Here is a 16,317-nt window from a genome sequence, read left to right on the forward strand (position 1 = left end):
CGAGCGCCGGCCCCCCCTGGCGCGCCGGCCCTGCTGACGCTGGCCGGCGGGCCGCTCGAGGCCCGCGGCGGGCCCCCGCCGACCGGGGGGCCCACCGCCGGCCGAACCGCTGTGTTGTCAGGCGGCGTTGAACGTCGACGGGTCCGGGCCCAGGCGCCGGTCCTCGTCGAGCGCGCTGATCGCCGCCAGGTCCTCGGTGTCCAGGCTGAAGTCGAAGACCTCGATGTTCTCCTTGATCCGGGACGGTGTCACGGACTTCGGGATCACGACATTGCCGAGCTGGAGGTGCCAGCGCAGCACGATCTGGGCCGGGGTGCGGTCGTGCTTGCGGGCGATGGCCACGACGGCCGGGACCTCCAGGAGGCCCTTGCCGGAGCCGAGCGGCGACCAGGCCTCGGTGGCGATGCCCTGCTCCGCGTGGTACTCGCGGGCCGCGCGCTGCTGCAGGTGCGGGTGCAGCTCGATCTGGTCGACGGCCGGGACGACGGACGTCTCGGCGATCAGCCGCTCCAGGTGGTCGGGTTCGAAGTTGGAGACACCGATGGCCCGGATCCGGCCGTCCGCGTGCAGCTTCTCGAACGCCTTGTAGGTGTCGACGTACAGGTCGCGGGCCGGCGTGGGCCAGTGGATCAGGTACAGGTCCACGTAGTCCAGGCCGAGCTTGTCCAGCGAGGTGTCGAAGGCGCGCAGGGTCGCGTCGTAACCCTGGTCGCTGTTCCAGAGCTTGGTGGTGACGAAGAGGTCCTCGCGGGCCACTCCGGAGGAGGCGATCGCCTTTCCGGTGCCCTCTTCATTGCCGTAGATCGCCGCTGTGTCGATGCTGCGGTACCCGGCCTCGAGCGCCGTGGCGACGGCGCGCTCGGCCTCGTCGTCCGGAACCTGCCAGACGCCGAAACCCAGCTGGGGCATCTCGACGCCGTTGTTGAGGGTGATCGGGGGGACCTTGCTGCTCACGAGCTCTCGATCCTTACGGTTGTCGTCAGATGGCACTCCTATCGTCAACGATCACGAGCCGTGATGCATTCCTGACCATAGAATCCGTCCGAACTGACCCGCCAGTCAGTGGGCGATGGCTGAAATTGGCCGGAAATGCATCCGACCTCTTCGGTACAGACCATTGACCGTCGACGGTCCTGCCGCGACTCTGGATCGCGCCAAAGGGCGGAATCCTGAACTCAGTTCATGGATGTGAATCTCCCCATGGCTTTCATCCGATGTTTCCGTGTCTGTGTCTCCTGGCTCACGGAGAGGGAGGAACATGAGACGCCGTCGTCTTCGCACGGCTGCAACGACCCTTGCGCTGGCCGCCGCGACCCTGGTCACCCTGCCGGCCGCCGCACCCCCGCCCGCCGGCTCCCCGATCGGCCCGTCCGCGGACCGGGACTGGTCCGTGGCCATGGTCGATTCGACCATGGCCCGCTACACCCCGAGCAGTATCGGTGGCTGGTCCTACCCGGTCGGCCTCTACCTCTACGGCCAGTACCTCGCGTACGAGCGTACCCATGACACCCGCTACCTGGCCTACATCAAGGACTACGTCGACCGCTTCGTGAAGAGCGACGGCTCGATCGGCCAGTCCTTCAACAGCCTGGACAGCATGCAGGCCGGCCGGCTCCTGGTGATCCTGCACCACGAGACGGGCCAGGACCGCTACCGCAAGGCGGCGAAGAAGATCGTCGACCGTCTGGCCGCCTATCCCCGTACGAGCGACGGCGGCTTCTGGCACGCCGACACCGCGAGCCGCGCCCACCAGCTCTGGGCGGACGGCGCCTACATGGTGAACCCGTTCCTCGTCGAGTACGGAGAGGAGTTCGGCGACAGCTCGTCCACCGACGACGAGGCCGCGAAACAGCTCGCCGTCTACGGAAGCCACCTCCAGGTCGCGAACGGACTGCTCGAGCACGCCTACGACGAGTCGAAGAGCGCCGGCTGGGCCGACCCGCGCACCGGGCTCGCCCCCGAGCACTGGTGCCGTGCGGTCGGCTGGTACTCCATGGCGATCGTCGGCGTGCTGGACGGCATTTCGCAGAACCACCCGCGCCGGGCCCAACTGCTCGGCGTCTTCCGCAAGCTGGCGGCCGGCCTGGAGAAGTACCAGGACCCGGCGACCGGCCGCTGGTTCCAGGTGATCGACAAGAGCGCCCGCGGCGACAACTGGACCGAGACGTCCTGCTCCAGCATGTTCACCTACGCCCTCTCGCGCGGCGCCCAGCAGGGATACCTGGACCAGCATTTCAAGGCCGTCGCACACCGCGGCTACCAGGGCGTGCTCGCCAAGCTCTCGATCGGCTCCGACGGGCGCACGAACCTCGCCGACATCTCCGTCGGTACCAACGTCGGCGACTACGCGTACTACATCGCCCGCGACCGGGCCACCAATGACTTCCACGGCCTGGGCGCCTTCTTGATCATGAACGAACAACTGCGAGGTGATTAGTGTCATGAACACATCCAGAAGGTCGTTGCTGGGCGCCGCGCTCGGCGGTGCCACGGCGGCCGCGGTCGGACTGCCGGCGGCGACCACCGCCCACGCCGCCTCCTGGCAGCAGAAGTGGGCCCCCTCCGCGAGCGGCGACGGCCTCGGCGCCTTCGAGACGGTCGAGGACGACCGCGCCGACTCGCACCCCGCCGGACAGCCGCACATCTACACCACCGGCGACAACTGGCGCTTCGACATGCACACCGTCGACCGCGACACCTCGACCGACCGCCAGCGCCAGGAGGTCACCGGGCTGCGCAACGGCAGCGGAAGCAACTACCTGAAGTGGACGAAGGGCCAGATCTGGCGGGTCACCTACTCGATGTACATCCCGAGCTCCCTGAAGGCGACCACCACCTTCACCCACATCATGCAGATGAAGCAGCCCGGCAACGGCACCTCGCCGATCGTCGTGCAGTCCCTGCGCCGGGTGAACGGCAAGCAGACCATCGAGCTGAAACTCGCCGTCGACGACATCCTCGTCGGCCGCACCGACCTGGACCCGCTGCACGACAAGTGGACCGACGTCGACTTCCAGATCAAGGTCGGCGACGGCTCGGCGGGTTCGGTCCGCTGGATCCTCACGTCCGGTGGCTCGACCGTCATCGACGCGTCGAAGACCGGCGTCGACACCTTCCTGGCCGACCGGGTCCGCCCGAAGTGGGGCATCTACCGCTCCCTCGGCGACACCTCCGGCTCCCTGCATAACACCTACCTGCTGCTCAGCAACCTCCGCGGCTACCAACTGGTCTGAGGAGCCGTCATCTTGAAACCCCCCACTGCCCCACGCTCCCGAGCGGCGGCGATCGTCCTCTTCGTCGTCGCCGTCGTCCTCGGACTCAGCCACCCGGCGGCCCCGGCCACCCCGCAGGAGTCACCCCGAGCCGCCACCGTCCTCGACGTACGCGACTACGGCGCCGAGGGAGACGGCTCCGCCAACGACAGCCCGGCCATCGACAAGGCGATCAGCGCGGCGAGTTCGGGTTCGGGCGGCGGAGTCGTCCGCTTCCCGCCCGGTGACTACAAATCCAAGAACACCCTCCACATGAAGAGCCATGTGACGCTCCGGCTCGACAAGGGCGCCACCCTCCAGGGCTCCAGCGCCGACACCTACGACAAGGCCGAGTCCAACCCGTACGACGACTACCAGGACTACGGGCACAGCCACTTCCGCGACGCGATGATCTACGGCGACAGGCTGACCGACATCGGCTTCGTCGGCCAGGGAGTCATCGACGGCCTGGGCAACCTGATCACCGGCAACCCGAAGTCCGGCGAGGCCGACAAGACCATCTCGCTGACCCGGTGCGACGGACTCACGATCGGCGGCGGCCTCACCCTCCGCCGCGGCGGCCACTTCGCGGCGCTCGTCAACGGCTGCAAGAACGTGACGTCGGACCACCTGACCATCGACACCGCGAGTGACCGCGACGGCTGGAACATCATCTCCACGACGAACGTCACGGTGACGAACGCGAACATCAGGGCCAACGACGACGCCCTGGTCTTCAAGAGCGACTACGCCCTAGGCGCCAAGCTCCCCAACGGCCATGTCCGCGTCAACGACAGCTTCCTGTCCGCCCGTTGCTGCAACGCCCTCATGTTCGGCTCGGAGACCTGCGGCGACTTCTCGGACTACCGGTTCGAGAACATCCGTATCGACGGCGCCGACAAGTCCGGCCTCGGCATGGTCTCGATGGACGGCTCGAAGATCTCCGACGTCCACTACCGCGACATCACAATGACGAACGTCCACTCGCCGATCATGCAGAAGATCGGCACCCGGAAGCGGTGCGGCAACAGCCCCGGGGTCGGATCGATCAGCGACGTCACCTACGACCACGTCACGGCGACCGGCAACAGCCCCTCCTTCAGCCCGACCCTGTGGGGCGAGTCCGGCCACCGCATCAACGGCGTGACGTTCGCCGACGTCGACATCACGGTCCCCGGCGGCAACGGCACCATGTCCACGGGCGTGCCGAGCAACGACTCGACCGACTACAACCCCAAGACCATCGGCACCCGGCCCGCCTACGGCTGGTACCTGCACAACGCCGACAACGTCCAGTTCACCGACAGCTCGGTGAAGTTCGCCTCGAACGACGGCCGGCCCGCGTTCATCGCCAACGCGGCCGACGGCGTCCAGTTCACCGACAGCTCGGTGAAGTTCGCCTCGAACGACGGCCGGCCCGCGTTCATCGCCAACGCGGCCGACGGCGTCCGGCTCACCCGGTTCACCGCACAGAAGGGCAACAACTCCCCGTTCGACGTGGGCTTTCAGGACGTCACCGGCGCCTGCCTCGCAGACAGCCACAGCACGTCCGGTGGTGCCCTGCGCGTCTCGGGAAGCCAGGACTGCGGTACGGCGGTCAGGCCCCCCGACCGTACGGCGGTCAAGCCCCTCGACCTGGACAACCCCCGCCAGGACTTCCTTCGCGCCTCCGTCGGCGGCCTCTTCCTGCACTGGGGCCTGCGCACCGCGCCCGCCCACACCAGCTGCACCGCCTGGGAGGACGACGTCACGAACGGCGGCTGGAACGCCGACTACTGGGTGAAGGAGGCCCAGAAGCTGCACACGCAGTACCTCGTCCTCGCCTCCTTCCACAGCCGCCTCGGTTACGCCCGCGCCTGGCCGTCGAAGATCCCCGGCTCCTGCTCCACCAAGCGGGACTTCCTGGGTGAACTGATCACCGCCGCGAAGGCCAAGGGCCTGAAGGTCATCCTCTACATGACCGACGACCCTCAGTGGCACGCCGAGGGCGGCCACGAGTGGCTCGACTCGGCCGCCTACTCCGCCTACAAGGGCAAGAACGTCGACCTGACCACCAACGACGGCTTCGGACAGTTCAGTTACGACAACTTCTTCGAGGTCATGAACCGCTACCCCGACCTCGGCGGCTTCTGGATCGACAACGACAACGCCTACTGGGAGAGCCACGACCTCTACCAGCAGATCTACGAGAAGCGCCCGAACTACACGCTCAGCAACAACAACGAAGACACGCCGATCATGGACATGATCAGCAATGAGCAGAAGACGGGGATGACGCCCGGGTACGACTACCCGCAGGCGGTCTACACGCCCCAACCCCGCCTCACCGAAGCCGACTTCAAGCTGCCCTCCACCGGCGCCTGGTGGTACGACGGCTCCGACCCGTCGGTCGACAAGATGCTCACCATCGGCCGCCTCGTCACTAACACCGGCTCGTCAGTGAAGGCGCTGATGGCCGAGACCGCCCAGGTCAACGGCACGTTCCCGGCGAACCAGGCCGCCTTCAACACCTTCGCGAACTCCTACCTCGGCCCCATCTGGGAGTCACTGCACGGAACCGAGGGCGGGGGCTACATGTACGGCGGCCTCAAACCCGGTTTCTGGAACGACGGCGCGCACGGCGTGACCACGATCAGCAAGACCGACCCCGACCGCCAGTACATCCACGTCCTGACCCCGCCCAGCACCGGCACCCTGCGCATCCGCGACAACGGCTACCGCATCGCGTCGGTCACCAACCTCCGTACTGGCGCGGCGGTTTCGTGGTCGCAGTCGGGTGGTGTACTCACCCTGACCGGTCTCGGTGCCTGGGACCCGTACGACACGGTGTTCAAGGTCACCACGGCCGGCCGCCAGGGCATCCTCACCGGCGTCAAGGTGAGCGCGAGCGCCTCGGCGAGCGGCCACGCGGGCTCGGCCGCCGGAGACGGTGACTACCGCACCTACTGGGACAGCAACAAGACCCTGCCCGTCAGCCTCACCTTCGACCTCGGCAGCGCGAAGAAGGTCCAGTACCTCGGGCTCAACCAGCGCGAGGACTCCGTCGCCTACGCCCGCTCGGACACCGAGCAGTCGGCGCGGATCAAGGACTACAAGGTCTACCTGAGCGCCGACGGCTCGACCTGGGGCAACCCGGTGAAGACCGGTCAGCTGCCGAGCCGCCGCGGCATCCAGGGCATCGACCTGACCGCCGCCAACGCCCGGTACGTCCGCCTCGAGATCGACTCCACCTGGGCCGCCTCCACCGACACGACCCGCTACCAGCGCCTGCGGATCGACGAGGCGTGGATCGGCACCTCGTACGCGACTCCCGCGAAGAGGGGACAGTCATGACAGGCATCACCCGTGTCACCCGTGTCAGATCACTGATCGTGGCCCTGGTCGGGCTGCTGATCGCCTCGGCCGTCCCGCTGCTGGCGGGCGCCCACCCGGCCGCCGCCTCCGACAACGGCCAGTCCGTCCGGCCCGCGATGGGTTGGAGCAGCTGGAGTTTCGTCCGCCGCTCGCCGACCGAGGCGAAGATCAAGGCCCAGGCCGACGCGCTCGTCTCCAGCGGGCTGAAGAACCACGGATTCGTCTACATCAACCTCGACGACTTCTGGCAGAAGTGCGACGACAACGGCTTCGTCGTCGACTCCTACGGCCGCTGGGCCGTCGACACCGCCAAGTTCCCGTCCGGCATCAAGGCGTTGGCCGACTACATCCACTCCAAGGGCCTGAAGTTCGGCTTCTACGTGACGCCCGGCATCGCCAAGAACGCCGTCACCAAGAACACGCCGATCGAGGGGACCTCGTACCACGCGAAGGACATCGCGGACACCTCGAAGACGGAGAAGAACTACAACTGCAAGAACATGTACTACATCGACTACGGGAAGCCCGGCGCGCAGGAGTTCGTGAACTCCTGGGCGCGGCAGTTCGCCTCCTGGGGAGTCGACTACCTCAAGATCGACGGAGTGGGCAGCCTGGACGTCCCCGACGTCCAGGCCTGGGACAAGGCGCTGCGCGCCACCGGACGGCCCGTCAACTTCGCGCTGTCCAACAACCTTCCGATCGCGGACGCCGCCACCTGGAAGAAGCTGGCGAACAGCTGGCGCACCCAGGGCGACGTGGAGTGCTACTGCGGTCCCGGCGCCAACGGCAGCGGCTATCCGCTCACCGACTGGTCGCACGTCTCCTCCCGCTTCAACACCGCGGCCTCCTGGCAGCCGCACGCCGGTCCTGGCGGCTGGAACGACCTCGACTCCCTGGAGGTCGGCAACGGCGACCGGGCAGGCCTGACCGCCGACCAGCGCCGGTCCCACTTCACCCTCTGGGCGATGGCCGCCTCGCCGCTCCTGCTCGGCACCGACCTGACCGATCTCGACCCGGTCGACAAGGCGATGCTGACCAACGACCGGCTGATCGGGGTCGACCAGGACGGGGTCGCCGCCAAGCGGATCGTGAACAGCGGGGTCAAGCAGGTCTGGAGCAAGAAGGAGAGCGACGGCCACTACGTGGTGGCCCTGTTCAACACCGGTACCTCCGGCAACGCGACGGTCGCCGTGAACTGGTCCCAGATCGGCTTCACCGGCTCCGGAGACGTCACCGACCTGTGGTCCGGCTCCCACAAGGGTGCGATCGCCGACTCCTACAGCGCGACCCTGCGTCCCGGCGAGACCCGGCTGATCCGCGTGAAGCCGGTCAACTCCCTCAAGAGCGCGGCCGCTTCACCGGGCATGGCCGTCGCCCCCTACGAGTACCTCGGCTGGGGCAACCCGCAGAACCCCACCTCGGTGATGTCGGCGACGGGCGTCAAGTGGTTCACCCTCGCGTTCATCCTCTCCGACGGCGGCTGCACCCCGAAGTGGGACGGCTCGCGCCCGCTGACCGGCGGCACCGACCAGTCGAGAATCGACGCGATCAGATCCGCCGGCGGCGACGTCATGGTCTCCGTCGGCGGCTGGAGCGGGAACAAGCTCGGCGAGAAGTGCTCCAGCGCCTCGGCGCTCGCCGGCGCCTACCAGAAGGTGATCAACGCCTACAAGCTGAAGGCCCTCGACATCGACATCGAGAACACCGAGTGGTCGAACGCGACGGTGCGGCAGCGCGTGGTCGACGCGCTGAAGACGGTGAAGGCCGACAACCCCGGCCTGAAGACCGTCATCACCTTCGGCACCACCACCAGCGGTCCCGACTCCACCGGCGTCGACATGATCAAGCGGGCCGCGAACTCCGGTCTGGCGAACGACGTGTGGTGCATCATGCCGTTCGACTTCGGCGGCGGCACCACGAACATGGGAGCCCTGACCACGCAGGCCATGGAGGGCCTCAAGGCCCGGGTCAAGTCGGCGTACGGCTACAGCGACGCCACCGCCTACGCCCACATCGGGCTGTCGTCGATGAACGGCACGACGGACGACTCCGGTGAGCGCGTGAGGGTCGCCGACTTCAAGACCATGCTCGCCTACGCCCAGCAGCACCACATCGGGCGCCTCACCTACTGGTCCGTCAACCGCGACCGCCCCTGCGGCTCGGGCACCGACGGCGACTCCTGCAGCGGTGTGACGCAGCAGCCGTACGACTACCTCAAGGTCTTCACCCAGTACACGGGCTGAAGGGAACATCCGTGAAAATCAAGAGAGTTCTGCCCTACGGCCTCGCCGCGGCCCTCGCCCTGCCCCTCACCGGCCTGAGCCAGGCCACCGCGCTCGCGGCCACCGACTACCAGGCGGAGGACGCGACCGTCGTACAGGGCACGGTGGCCACCAACCACACCGGCTACACGGGCACCGGCTTCGTCGACTACACCAACGTCAAGGGCTCCTATGTGGAGTTCACCGTCAGTGCCGCCTCCTCGGGCTCCTCGGCCGTCACCTTCCGCTACGCCAACGGGACCGCGACCGACCGCCCCATCGACATCTCCGTGAACGGCACGGTCGTGGCGTCGGCCGTCTCCTTCCCGGCCACCGCCGACTGGAACACCTGGGCCACCAAAACCGTCGACGTCCCGCTCACCGCGGGCTCCGGCAAGATCCGCGCGACCGCCACCACCGCCGCCGGAGGCCCCAACCTCGACCGCATCGGCCTCGGCGCGGCCACCGACTCCCAGGCCCCGAGCCGTCCCGGGCAGCCCAGTTGCTCCGACATCGGCGAGGACGGGCTCACCTTGGCCTGGGGCGCCTCCACCGACAACGTGGGCGTGACGGCGTACGACCTCTACGAGCACGGCAACAAGATCGGTGAGGCGCCCGGCGGTTCGACCGGCAAGGCACTCACCGGCCTCACCCCCGGCACCACCTACAACCTCACCGTCATCGCCCGTGACGCGGCCGGCAACACCTCCCCGGCGAGCCCCGTCGTCGACTGCACCACGAAGCCCAGCTCCGACACCACCGCGCCGACGAGACCCGGCACCCTGTCCGCGGCGGACGTCACGGCGAACAGCGCCGCACTGAGCTGGGGCGCCTCCACCGACAACCGGGCGGTCGTCGGCTACGACGTGCGCAGTGACACCACCGTCTACACGTCCGTCACCGCCGGTACCTCGACCACGCTGACCGGGCTCGCCTGCAACAGCCCGTACAGCCTGAACGTCGTCGCCCGTGACGCGGCCGGCAACGTCAGCCCGTCGAGCAACACGGTCACCTTCACCACCAAGGCCTGTGCCACCGACGGCGGCGTCCCCTCCTCCGTCGCCGGCCTCTCCTCCGGCTGGACCATCCCCTGGGGCGTCTTCTGGCTGCCCGACGGCAAGAGCGCGCTGGTCACCGAGCGCGACGACTTCCGGGTCTGGAAGGTCACCAAGGACGGCACGAAGACACAGGTCGGCACCGTCCCGAACGCCGTCACTACCAACGGCGAGGGCGGACTGCTCGGCGTCGCCGTCGACCCGAAGTGGGAGACCAACCACCACGTCTACTTCATGCACACCGCGTCCGAGGGCAACCGCGTGGTCCGCATGACGTACGACGGGACCACACTGAGCGACTACACGGTCCTTCTGCAGGGCATCAAGAAGAACCGCTACCACAACGGCGGGCGCCTCGCCTTCGGCCCCGACGGCTACCTCTACGTCTCCACCGGGGAGGCCCAGACACCCGACCTGGCGCAGGACAAGAGCTCCCTCAACGGCAAGATCCTGCGCATGACGACGGACGGGAAACCGGCCCCCGGCAACCCCTTCGGGAACTACGTGTACTCCCTCGGCCACCGCAACCCGCAGGGCCTCGCCTTCGACCGCAACGGCCGTCTGTGGGAAGCGGAGTTCGGCAACAGCTCCAAGGACGAACTGAACCTGATCAAGCCCGGCGCCAACTACGGCTGGCCGGTCTGCGAGGGCACCTGCTCCACCGCGGGGATGACCAACCCGAAGGCCACCTGGAACGTCTCGGAGGCCTCCCCGAGCGGCATCGCGATCGTGCGCAACGTCGTCTACATGGCCTCCCTGCGCGGTGAGCGGCTGTGGCGGATCCCGATCAACGGCGACAACGAGAGCGTCGGCACGCCGACGGCGTACTACGTGGGAACCTACGGCCGGCTGCGCACGGTCACCAAGGTCCCGGGCGCCGACCAGCTGTGGCTGTCGACCACCAACTGCGACAACAACGGAGGAGCGGCGGACGGATCGGACAAGATCTTCCGCGTGACGATCAGCTGACAGGCCGTGACACGGGTGTCAGGCCCGGTACAGGGCGTCGACCTCGCCCGCGTACGCCGTCTCGATCGCCTTGCGCTTCAGCTTCAGTGACGGCGTCAGCAGTCCGTGCTCCTCGGTGAAGGGCTGGGCGAGGATACGGAACGTGCGGATCGACTCGGCCTGCGAGACCAGGGTGTTGGCGGCGACCACCGCGCGCCGCACCTCGGTCTCCAGGTCGGCGTCGCGCACCAGCTCGGCGGGGGACATCCGGGGCTTGTCGCGCATCCCCAGCCAGTGCTCGACGGCCTCCTGGTCGAGGGTGACCAGGGCGGCGATGTAGGGGCGGTCGTTGCCCACGACGATGCACTGCGAGACCAAGGGGTGGTCGCGCACCCGCTCCTCCAGCACGCCGGGGGAGACGCTCTTGCCGCCGGAGGTGACGAGGATCTCCTTCTTGCGGCCGGTGATGGTGAGATAGCCGTCCTGGTCGAGGGAGCCGAGGTCCCCGGTGGCCAGCCAGCCGTCGTGCAGGGACTCGTCGGTGGCCTTCTCGTTGTTGAGGTAGCCGTGGAAGACGTTGGGGCCGTACAGCCAGATCTCGCCGTCGTCCGCGATGTGCACGGTCATGCCGGGGATGGGCTGGCCGACCGTGCCGTAGCGGGTGCGCTCGGGCGGGTTGGCGGTCGCCGCCGCGGTCGTCTCGGTGAGGCCGTACCCCTCGTAGATGTGCACGCCCGCGCCGGCGAAGAAGAGTCCCAGCTTGCGGTCCATGGCCGAACCGCCGGTCATGGCCTGCTTGATGCGGCCGCCCATGGCCGCCCGCATCTTGGAGTAGACGAGCTTGTCGAAGAGCTGGTGCTGCATCCGCAGGCCCGCCGACGGGCCGGGCCCGATGTCCCAGGCCTTGGCCTCCATGGCTTCCGCGTACTTCACCGCCACGTCGACGGCCTTCTCGAACGGGCCGGCCTTGCCCTCCTTCTCGGCCTTGCGGCGGGAGGCGTTGAAGACCTTCTCGAAGATGTACGGCACCCCGAGGAAGAACGTCGGCTTGAACGCGGCGAGGTCGGGCAGCAGGGCCGCCGCGTTCATCTGCGGCTGGTGGCCGAAGCGGACCCGGCCACGGATCGCGGCGACCTGCACCATCCGCCCGAAGACGTGCGCGAGCGGCAGGAACAGCAGGGTCGCCGCCTCGTCGCCCTTCTTGGAGTGGAACACCGGCTCCCAGCGCTCGATGACGGTGTCCGCCTCGTACATGAAGTTGCCGTGGGTGATCACACAGCCCTTGGGGCGGCCGGTGGTGCCCGAGGTGTAGATGATCGTCGCGACCGAGTCCGGGGTCACGGCCTGCCGGTGGCGGTGCACCACCTCGTCCTCGATGGCGGCGCCCGCGTCGTACAGCTCCCGCACCGCGCCGGAGTCCAGCTGCCACAGCCGGTGCAGCCGCGGCAGCCGGTCGATGACGGTGGCGATCGTCATCGCGTGGTCCTCGTGCTCCACGATCGCGGCCGTGCACTCGGAGTCGTACAGCGCCCAGAAGCACTGCTCGGCGGAGGAGGTCGGGTAGACCGGCACCACCTGCGCGCCGATCGTCCACAGGGCGAAGTCGAACAGCGTCCACTCGTAGCGGGTACGGGACATGATCGCGACCCGGTCACCGAAGCGGATGCCCTGGGCGAGCAGTCCCTTGGCGAGGGCCAGGACCTCGTCGCGGAACTCCGCGGACGTCACGTCCCGCCACTGTCCCTTCTCGTCCTTGCGGCCGAGGGCGATGTGCGCGGGGTCGTTCTGGGCATGCTCGAAGACGACGTCGGCCAGTCCGCCCACCGGGGGTGCCAACGCCAACGGAGGGTTGGTGAACTCGCGCAAACCCCGCTCCCCGCTCTCCCTGGCGCCCTGTGAAGCTCCGCACAGCGCCGTGAAAGCTACCCCACCCCGACATCCGGCGGGAGAGGGGCCGAAGCCGAGCGATGCTCATGTATGGCCTGGTCAGTACCGGAAAATACCCTCACATGGGGAAGGGTCGGACAGAAAACTGACGGCCGAGCACGTTTCCGGACCCGCAATCTCCACTGAATCTGTACGTCCTGGTTACGGCTCGCGGCCTTGGTGAAGCGGTTGCCCGCGAGGTGCCGTCCTCTCTTGCCTCAGCGCCGTCCGCCCGGATTTCGTCACCTGGGTCGGGGGCCTCACTGCCGGTGCAGCCGGTCCCCGCCCGCCAGGACCGCGGCGGCGAGCGCTTCGGCCGCCCCCTGCGCGGCCGTCCGGCGACGGCCGTGGACCAGTACGAAGTCCACCCGCCCCAGCTCCGGCAGCCCGGACCGGTCGGGCACCCGCACCAGCCCCGGCGGCACCAGCCCCCGGGAGTGCGCCATCACCCCCAGCCCGGCCCGCGCGGCGGCGATCAGCCCGTTGAGACTCCCGCTGGTGCACACGATCCGCCACTCCCGCCCCTGCCGCTCCAGCGCCTCCAGGGCCAGCGTCCGGGTGATCCCCGGCGGCGGATAGACGATCAGCGGCACCGGACGGTCCGCGTCCAGACGGAGCCGCTCGGCGCCGATCCAGACCAGCCGGTCGTGCCACACCAGCTCGCCCCGGGGGTCCTCGGGCCGCCGCTTGGCCAGCACCAGGTCCAGCTTCCCGGCGGCCAGCTGCTCGTGCAGGGTGCCCGACAGCTCCACCGTCAGCTCCAGGTCCACCTCGGGATGGTCGTACCGGAAGCCCTCCAGGATCTCCGGCAGCCGGGTGAGGACGAAGTCCTCCGACGCCCCGAACCGCAGCCGCCCCCGCAGCCGCGTGCCCGTGAAGAACGCCGTCGCCTGGTCGTGCACCTCCAGGATCCGCCGCGCGAACCCCAGCATCGCCTCGCCGTCCTCCGTCAGCTCCACGGAATGGGTGTCCCGGGTGAACAGCTGCCGGCCCGCGGCCTCCTCCAGGCGCCGTACGTGCTGGCTCACGGTCGACTGGCGCAGCCCCAGCCGCCGGGCGGCCTGGGTGAAGCTCAGGGTCTGCGCCACCGCCAGGAACGTACGCAACTGCGACGGGTCGTACATGCCGGGGAGCTTATCGCGGAACGTGATGACAGTCAGAGCGGTATACGGGATTCCCGATCAAGCGGTGGAGGAGGACGATGGAGGGGGTCCTTCCGCCCCGGGGGAGGTACCCGTCATACGGCCCTGCCGTCGTCGAACACGAGTAAGTGGAGCACCGTGAAGCGCCTGAAGTGGCCGGCCTGGATGCCGGTCGACCCGTACATCCTGTTGCTGCTCGGCACCGTGGGCCTCGCGGCCCTCGTACCGGCACGCGGGACCACCGCGGACGTGGCCTCCGGAGCCTCCACGGCGGCGATCGCCTTCCTCTTCTTCCTGTACGGCGCCCGCCTGTCCACCCGTGAGGCCCTGGACGGCCTCAAGCACTGGCGGCTGCACGTCACGGTCCTCGCCTGCACGTTCGTGATCTTCCCGCTGCTGGGCCTCGCCGCCCGCGGACTGGTCCCGGTCTTCCTGACCGACCCGCTCTACCAGGGCCTGCTCTTCCTCACCCTGGTCCCCTCCACCATCCAGTCCTCGATCGCCTTCACCTCGATCGCCCGCGGCAACGTGCCCGCCGCGATCTGCGCCGGCTCCTTCTCCTCCCTGGTCGGCATCGTCATCACCCCGCTCCTCGCGGCCGCCCTGCTCGGCAGCAGCGGGGGGTTCTCGGCCGACTCGCTCCTGGAGATCGTGCTCCAACTGCTCGTGCCGTTCCTGGCGGGCCAGTTGCTGCGCCGCTGGATCGGCGGCTTCATCACCCGCCACAAGAAGGTCCTCGGCCTCGTCGACCGCGGCTCGATCCTGCTGGTCGTCTACACCGCGTTCAGCGAGGGGATGGTCCAGGGCATCTGGCACCAGGTGAGCCCGCTCAGGCTCGGCGGCCTCATGGTCGTGGAAGCCGTCCTGCTCGCCCTGATGCTCGCCCTGACCTGGTACGGCGCCAAGGGGCTCCGCTTCGGGCGCGAGGACCGCATCGCCATCCAGTTCGCCGGCTCCAAGAAGTCCCTCGCCTCCGGACTCCCCATGGCCAGCGTCCTGTTCGGCGCCCACGCCTCGCTGGCCGTGCTGCCGCTGATGCTCTTCCACCAGATGCAGCTGATGGTCTGCGCGGTGATCGCCAAACGCCGCTCGCACGACCCCGTCGCGGAGGAGGCCGGGGAGGTCAGCGGCCGGAAGTCAGCCGCAGGGTCACGAACCGCGGTCGGTACAGCGACACGTTCCGGTTGAGCTGGGCCGGAGCGACCGCCGAAGCGACCGCCGTCTCCAGCCAGTTGACGTCGTAGCTCAGCACCAGCCGTCCCCCGCCGCTCAGTTCGAGGTGTGCCTGCGGGTTGTAGGCGGCGACCTGGCCCGAGGGCAGGGGAGGGGTGAAGTCCTTCTCCGGGCCGTGCCACGGCCCGGTGGGGGAACAGGCCCAGTACGAGGTCACGGCCGCGAGCCCCTTCGTCCCCGCGGCCATGGTGAACAGCACGTACGTCCCGTCCTGCCGTACGACCGAGAAGGCGCTGCCCACCCCGGTGCGCCGCCCGTCCCCGAGCACCGGGCGCGGGCGGGCACCGGTCGTCCAGGCCTTGCCGTCCCAGTACTCCCAGGCGCCCGGCTCGGCGAGCCCGCCCTTCGGCACCCGGGCCACGTACGCCGATGACGCGGCCCGGGACGCGGCCCGGCCGTCGTCGCCGCCGAAGACGTACGTCCACTCGCCGTCCTCGACCAGCGTGGTCCCGAACAGCACCCGCCGGGACGGGTCCTTCACCCGCTGCTCGTCGAGAACCTTCGTGATCGACTCGACGCGCAGGTCGGGCAGCGAGAGCGTGGCGACCTCGGTGGCGGTCGGGACGCCGTAGATCCAGGGGTACTGGCCCGCCGTGCGCACCCACAGCAGCACCCGCACGACCTGTTCGTCCGAGCCGGGGGAGCGGGGCTCGACGCGGGCCGCGACCGGCCAGCGCCACTGGTTCGGGGCGGGGTCGGGGAACAGCGGCGCCGGGAGGGTGGCCTCCAGGCGGCCGCCGCGCATGAGCACCGCAGAGTTGCGCACCAGCGGGGCGGTGGCGTCGCGCCACGCGTAGGACTCCCCGAACGGGTTGGGCGGGCCGTACACCTGGCCGAGGTAGGTGTCGGAGAACAGCCACAGCAGCCGTCCGTCGGGCAGCCGTACCGAGTGGGTGCCGTCGCCGCCGGTCCAGTCGTCGCCGCGGGCGCCGTCGTCGCCGTAGCGGGCGAACTCGGCGGTGAGCCGTTCGTCCGCCGACCAGGAGCCGACGGTGAGCGGTGTGCAGTCGCCGGTGTCCCGCCCGTCGCCGTCCGGGAGGGCCGTGATCAGCACGGCTCCGAGCACCAGCGTCAGCAGTAGCCCGACGCCGGTGCCGGTTCGCCGTCGTGATCGTGTGTCCTCGGGCACGGTTCGCGACGTTAGCGG

10 protein-coding genes are annotated in these 16,317 nt (G+C 68.9%); 6 read left to right on the top strand and 4 right to left on the bottom strand.

The window, feature by feature from the left end; all coding sequences use genetic code 11:
- Positions 1-117: 117 nt before the first annotated feature.
- Complete coding sequence (locus ACFVYN_RS33030) at positions 118-954, bottom strand: aldo/keto reductase (RefSeq protein ID WP_390005386.1); 837 nt, start codon at positions 952-954, stop codon at positions 118-120.
- A gap of 304 nt (positions 955-1,258) precedes the next feature.
- On the opposite strand from ACFVYN_RS33030, the gene ACFVYN_RS33035 reads away from it, so the two are divergent.
- The 5 genes from ACFVYN_RS33035 to ACFVYN_RS33055 are packed head-to-tail and all read left to right on the top strand — an operon-like array spanning position 1,259 to position 10,890.
- Positions 1,259-2,437 (top strand): glycoside hydrolase family 105 protein, encoded by a 1,179-nt coding sequence (locus tag ACFVYN_RS33035; protein WP_390005389.1) that lies wholly within the window; start codon positions 1,259-1,261, stop codon positions 2,435-2,437.
- Between the two features lie 4 nt (positions 2,438-2,441).
- Positions 2,442-3,233: a Tat pathway signal sequence domain protein gene (locus ACFVYN_RS33040; protein WP_390005392.1), complete on the top strand. Its 792-nt coding sequence runs from the start codon at positions 2,442-2,444 to the stop codon at positions 3,231-3,233.
- Between the two features lie 12 nt (positions 3,234-3,245).
- On the top strand, positions 3,246-6,584 hold the full coding sequence (locus ACFVYN_RS33045) for a glycosyl hydrolase family 28 protein (RefSeq protein WP_390005394.1): 3,339 nt from the start codon (positions 3,246-3,248) through the stop codon (positions 6,582-6,584).
- Positions 6,581-8,848, top strand: coding sequence for an alpha-galactosidase (locus tag ACFVYN_RS33050; protein WP_390005397.1), 2,268 nt, complete (start codon positions 6,581-6,583; stop codon positions 8,846-8,848). The genes ACFVYN_RS33045 and ACFVYN_RS33050 overlap by 4 nt, the downstream gene beginning before the upstream one ends.
- A gap of 11 nt (positions 8,849-8,859) precedes the next feature.
- Positions 8,860-10,890, top strand: a complete 2,031-nt coding sequence (locus ACFVYN_RS33055) for a PQQ-dependent sugar dehydrogenase (protein WP_390005400.1) — start codon at positions 8,860-8,862, stop codon at positions 10,888-10,890.
- 18 nt (positions 10,891-10,908) lie between these two features.
- On the opposite strand, the gene ACFVYN_RS33060 is transcribed toward ACFVYN_RS33055, so the two are convergent.
- Both ACFVYN_RS33060 and ACFVYN_RS33065 read right to left on the bottom strand, forming a co-directional pair.
- Complete coding sequence (locus ACFVYN_RS33060; RefSeq protein WP_390005402.1) at positions 10,909-12,735, bottom strand: AMP-dependent synthetase/ligase; 1,827 nt, start codon at positions 12,733-12,735, stop codon at positions 10,909-10,911.
- A 320-nt stretch (positions 12,736-13,055) separates the two neighbouring features.
- A complete protein-coding gene (locus tag ACFVYN_RS33065; RefSeq protein WP_390005404.1) occupies positions 13,056-13,919 on the bottom strand; it encodes a LysR substrate-binding domain-containing protein in 864 nt (287 codons plus the stop codon).
- A 156-nt stretch (positions 13,920-14,075) separates the two neighbouring features.
- Between ACFVYN_RS33065 and ACFVYN_RS33070 the strand changes: the two genes are divergently transcribed.
- Positions 14,076-15,125 (top strand): bile acid:sodium symporter family protein, encoded by a 1,050-nt coding sequence (locus tag ACFVYN_RS33070; protein WP_390005407.1) that lies wholly within the window; start codon positions 14,076-14,078, stop codon positions 15,123-15,125.
- Here the strand turns inward: ACFVYN_RS33070 and ACFVYN_RS33075 are convergent.
- On the bottom strand, positions 15,061-16,299 hold the full coding sequence (locus ACFVYN_RS33075) for a DUF4185 domain-containing protein (RefSeq protein ID WP_390005409.1): 1,239 nt from the start codon (positions 16,297-16,299) through the stop codon (positions 15,061-15,063). The two genes, ACFVYN_RS33070 and ACFVYN_RS33075, sit on opposite strands and share 65 nt — an antisense overlap.
- Between the last annotated feature and the right edge of the window lie 18 nt (positions 16,300-16,317).

Origin of the sequence: Streptomyces sp. NPDC058307, from assembly GCF_042880295.1 — a bacterium.
Classification (GTDB): Bacteria; Actinomycetota; Actinomycetes; order Streptomycetales; family Streptomycetaceae; genus Streptomyces.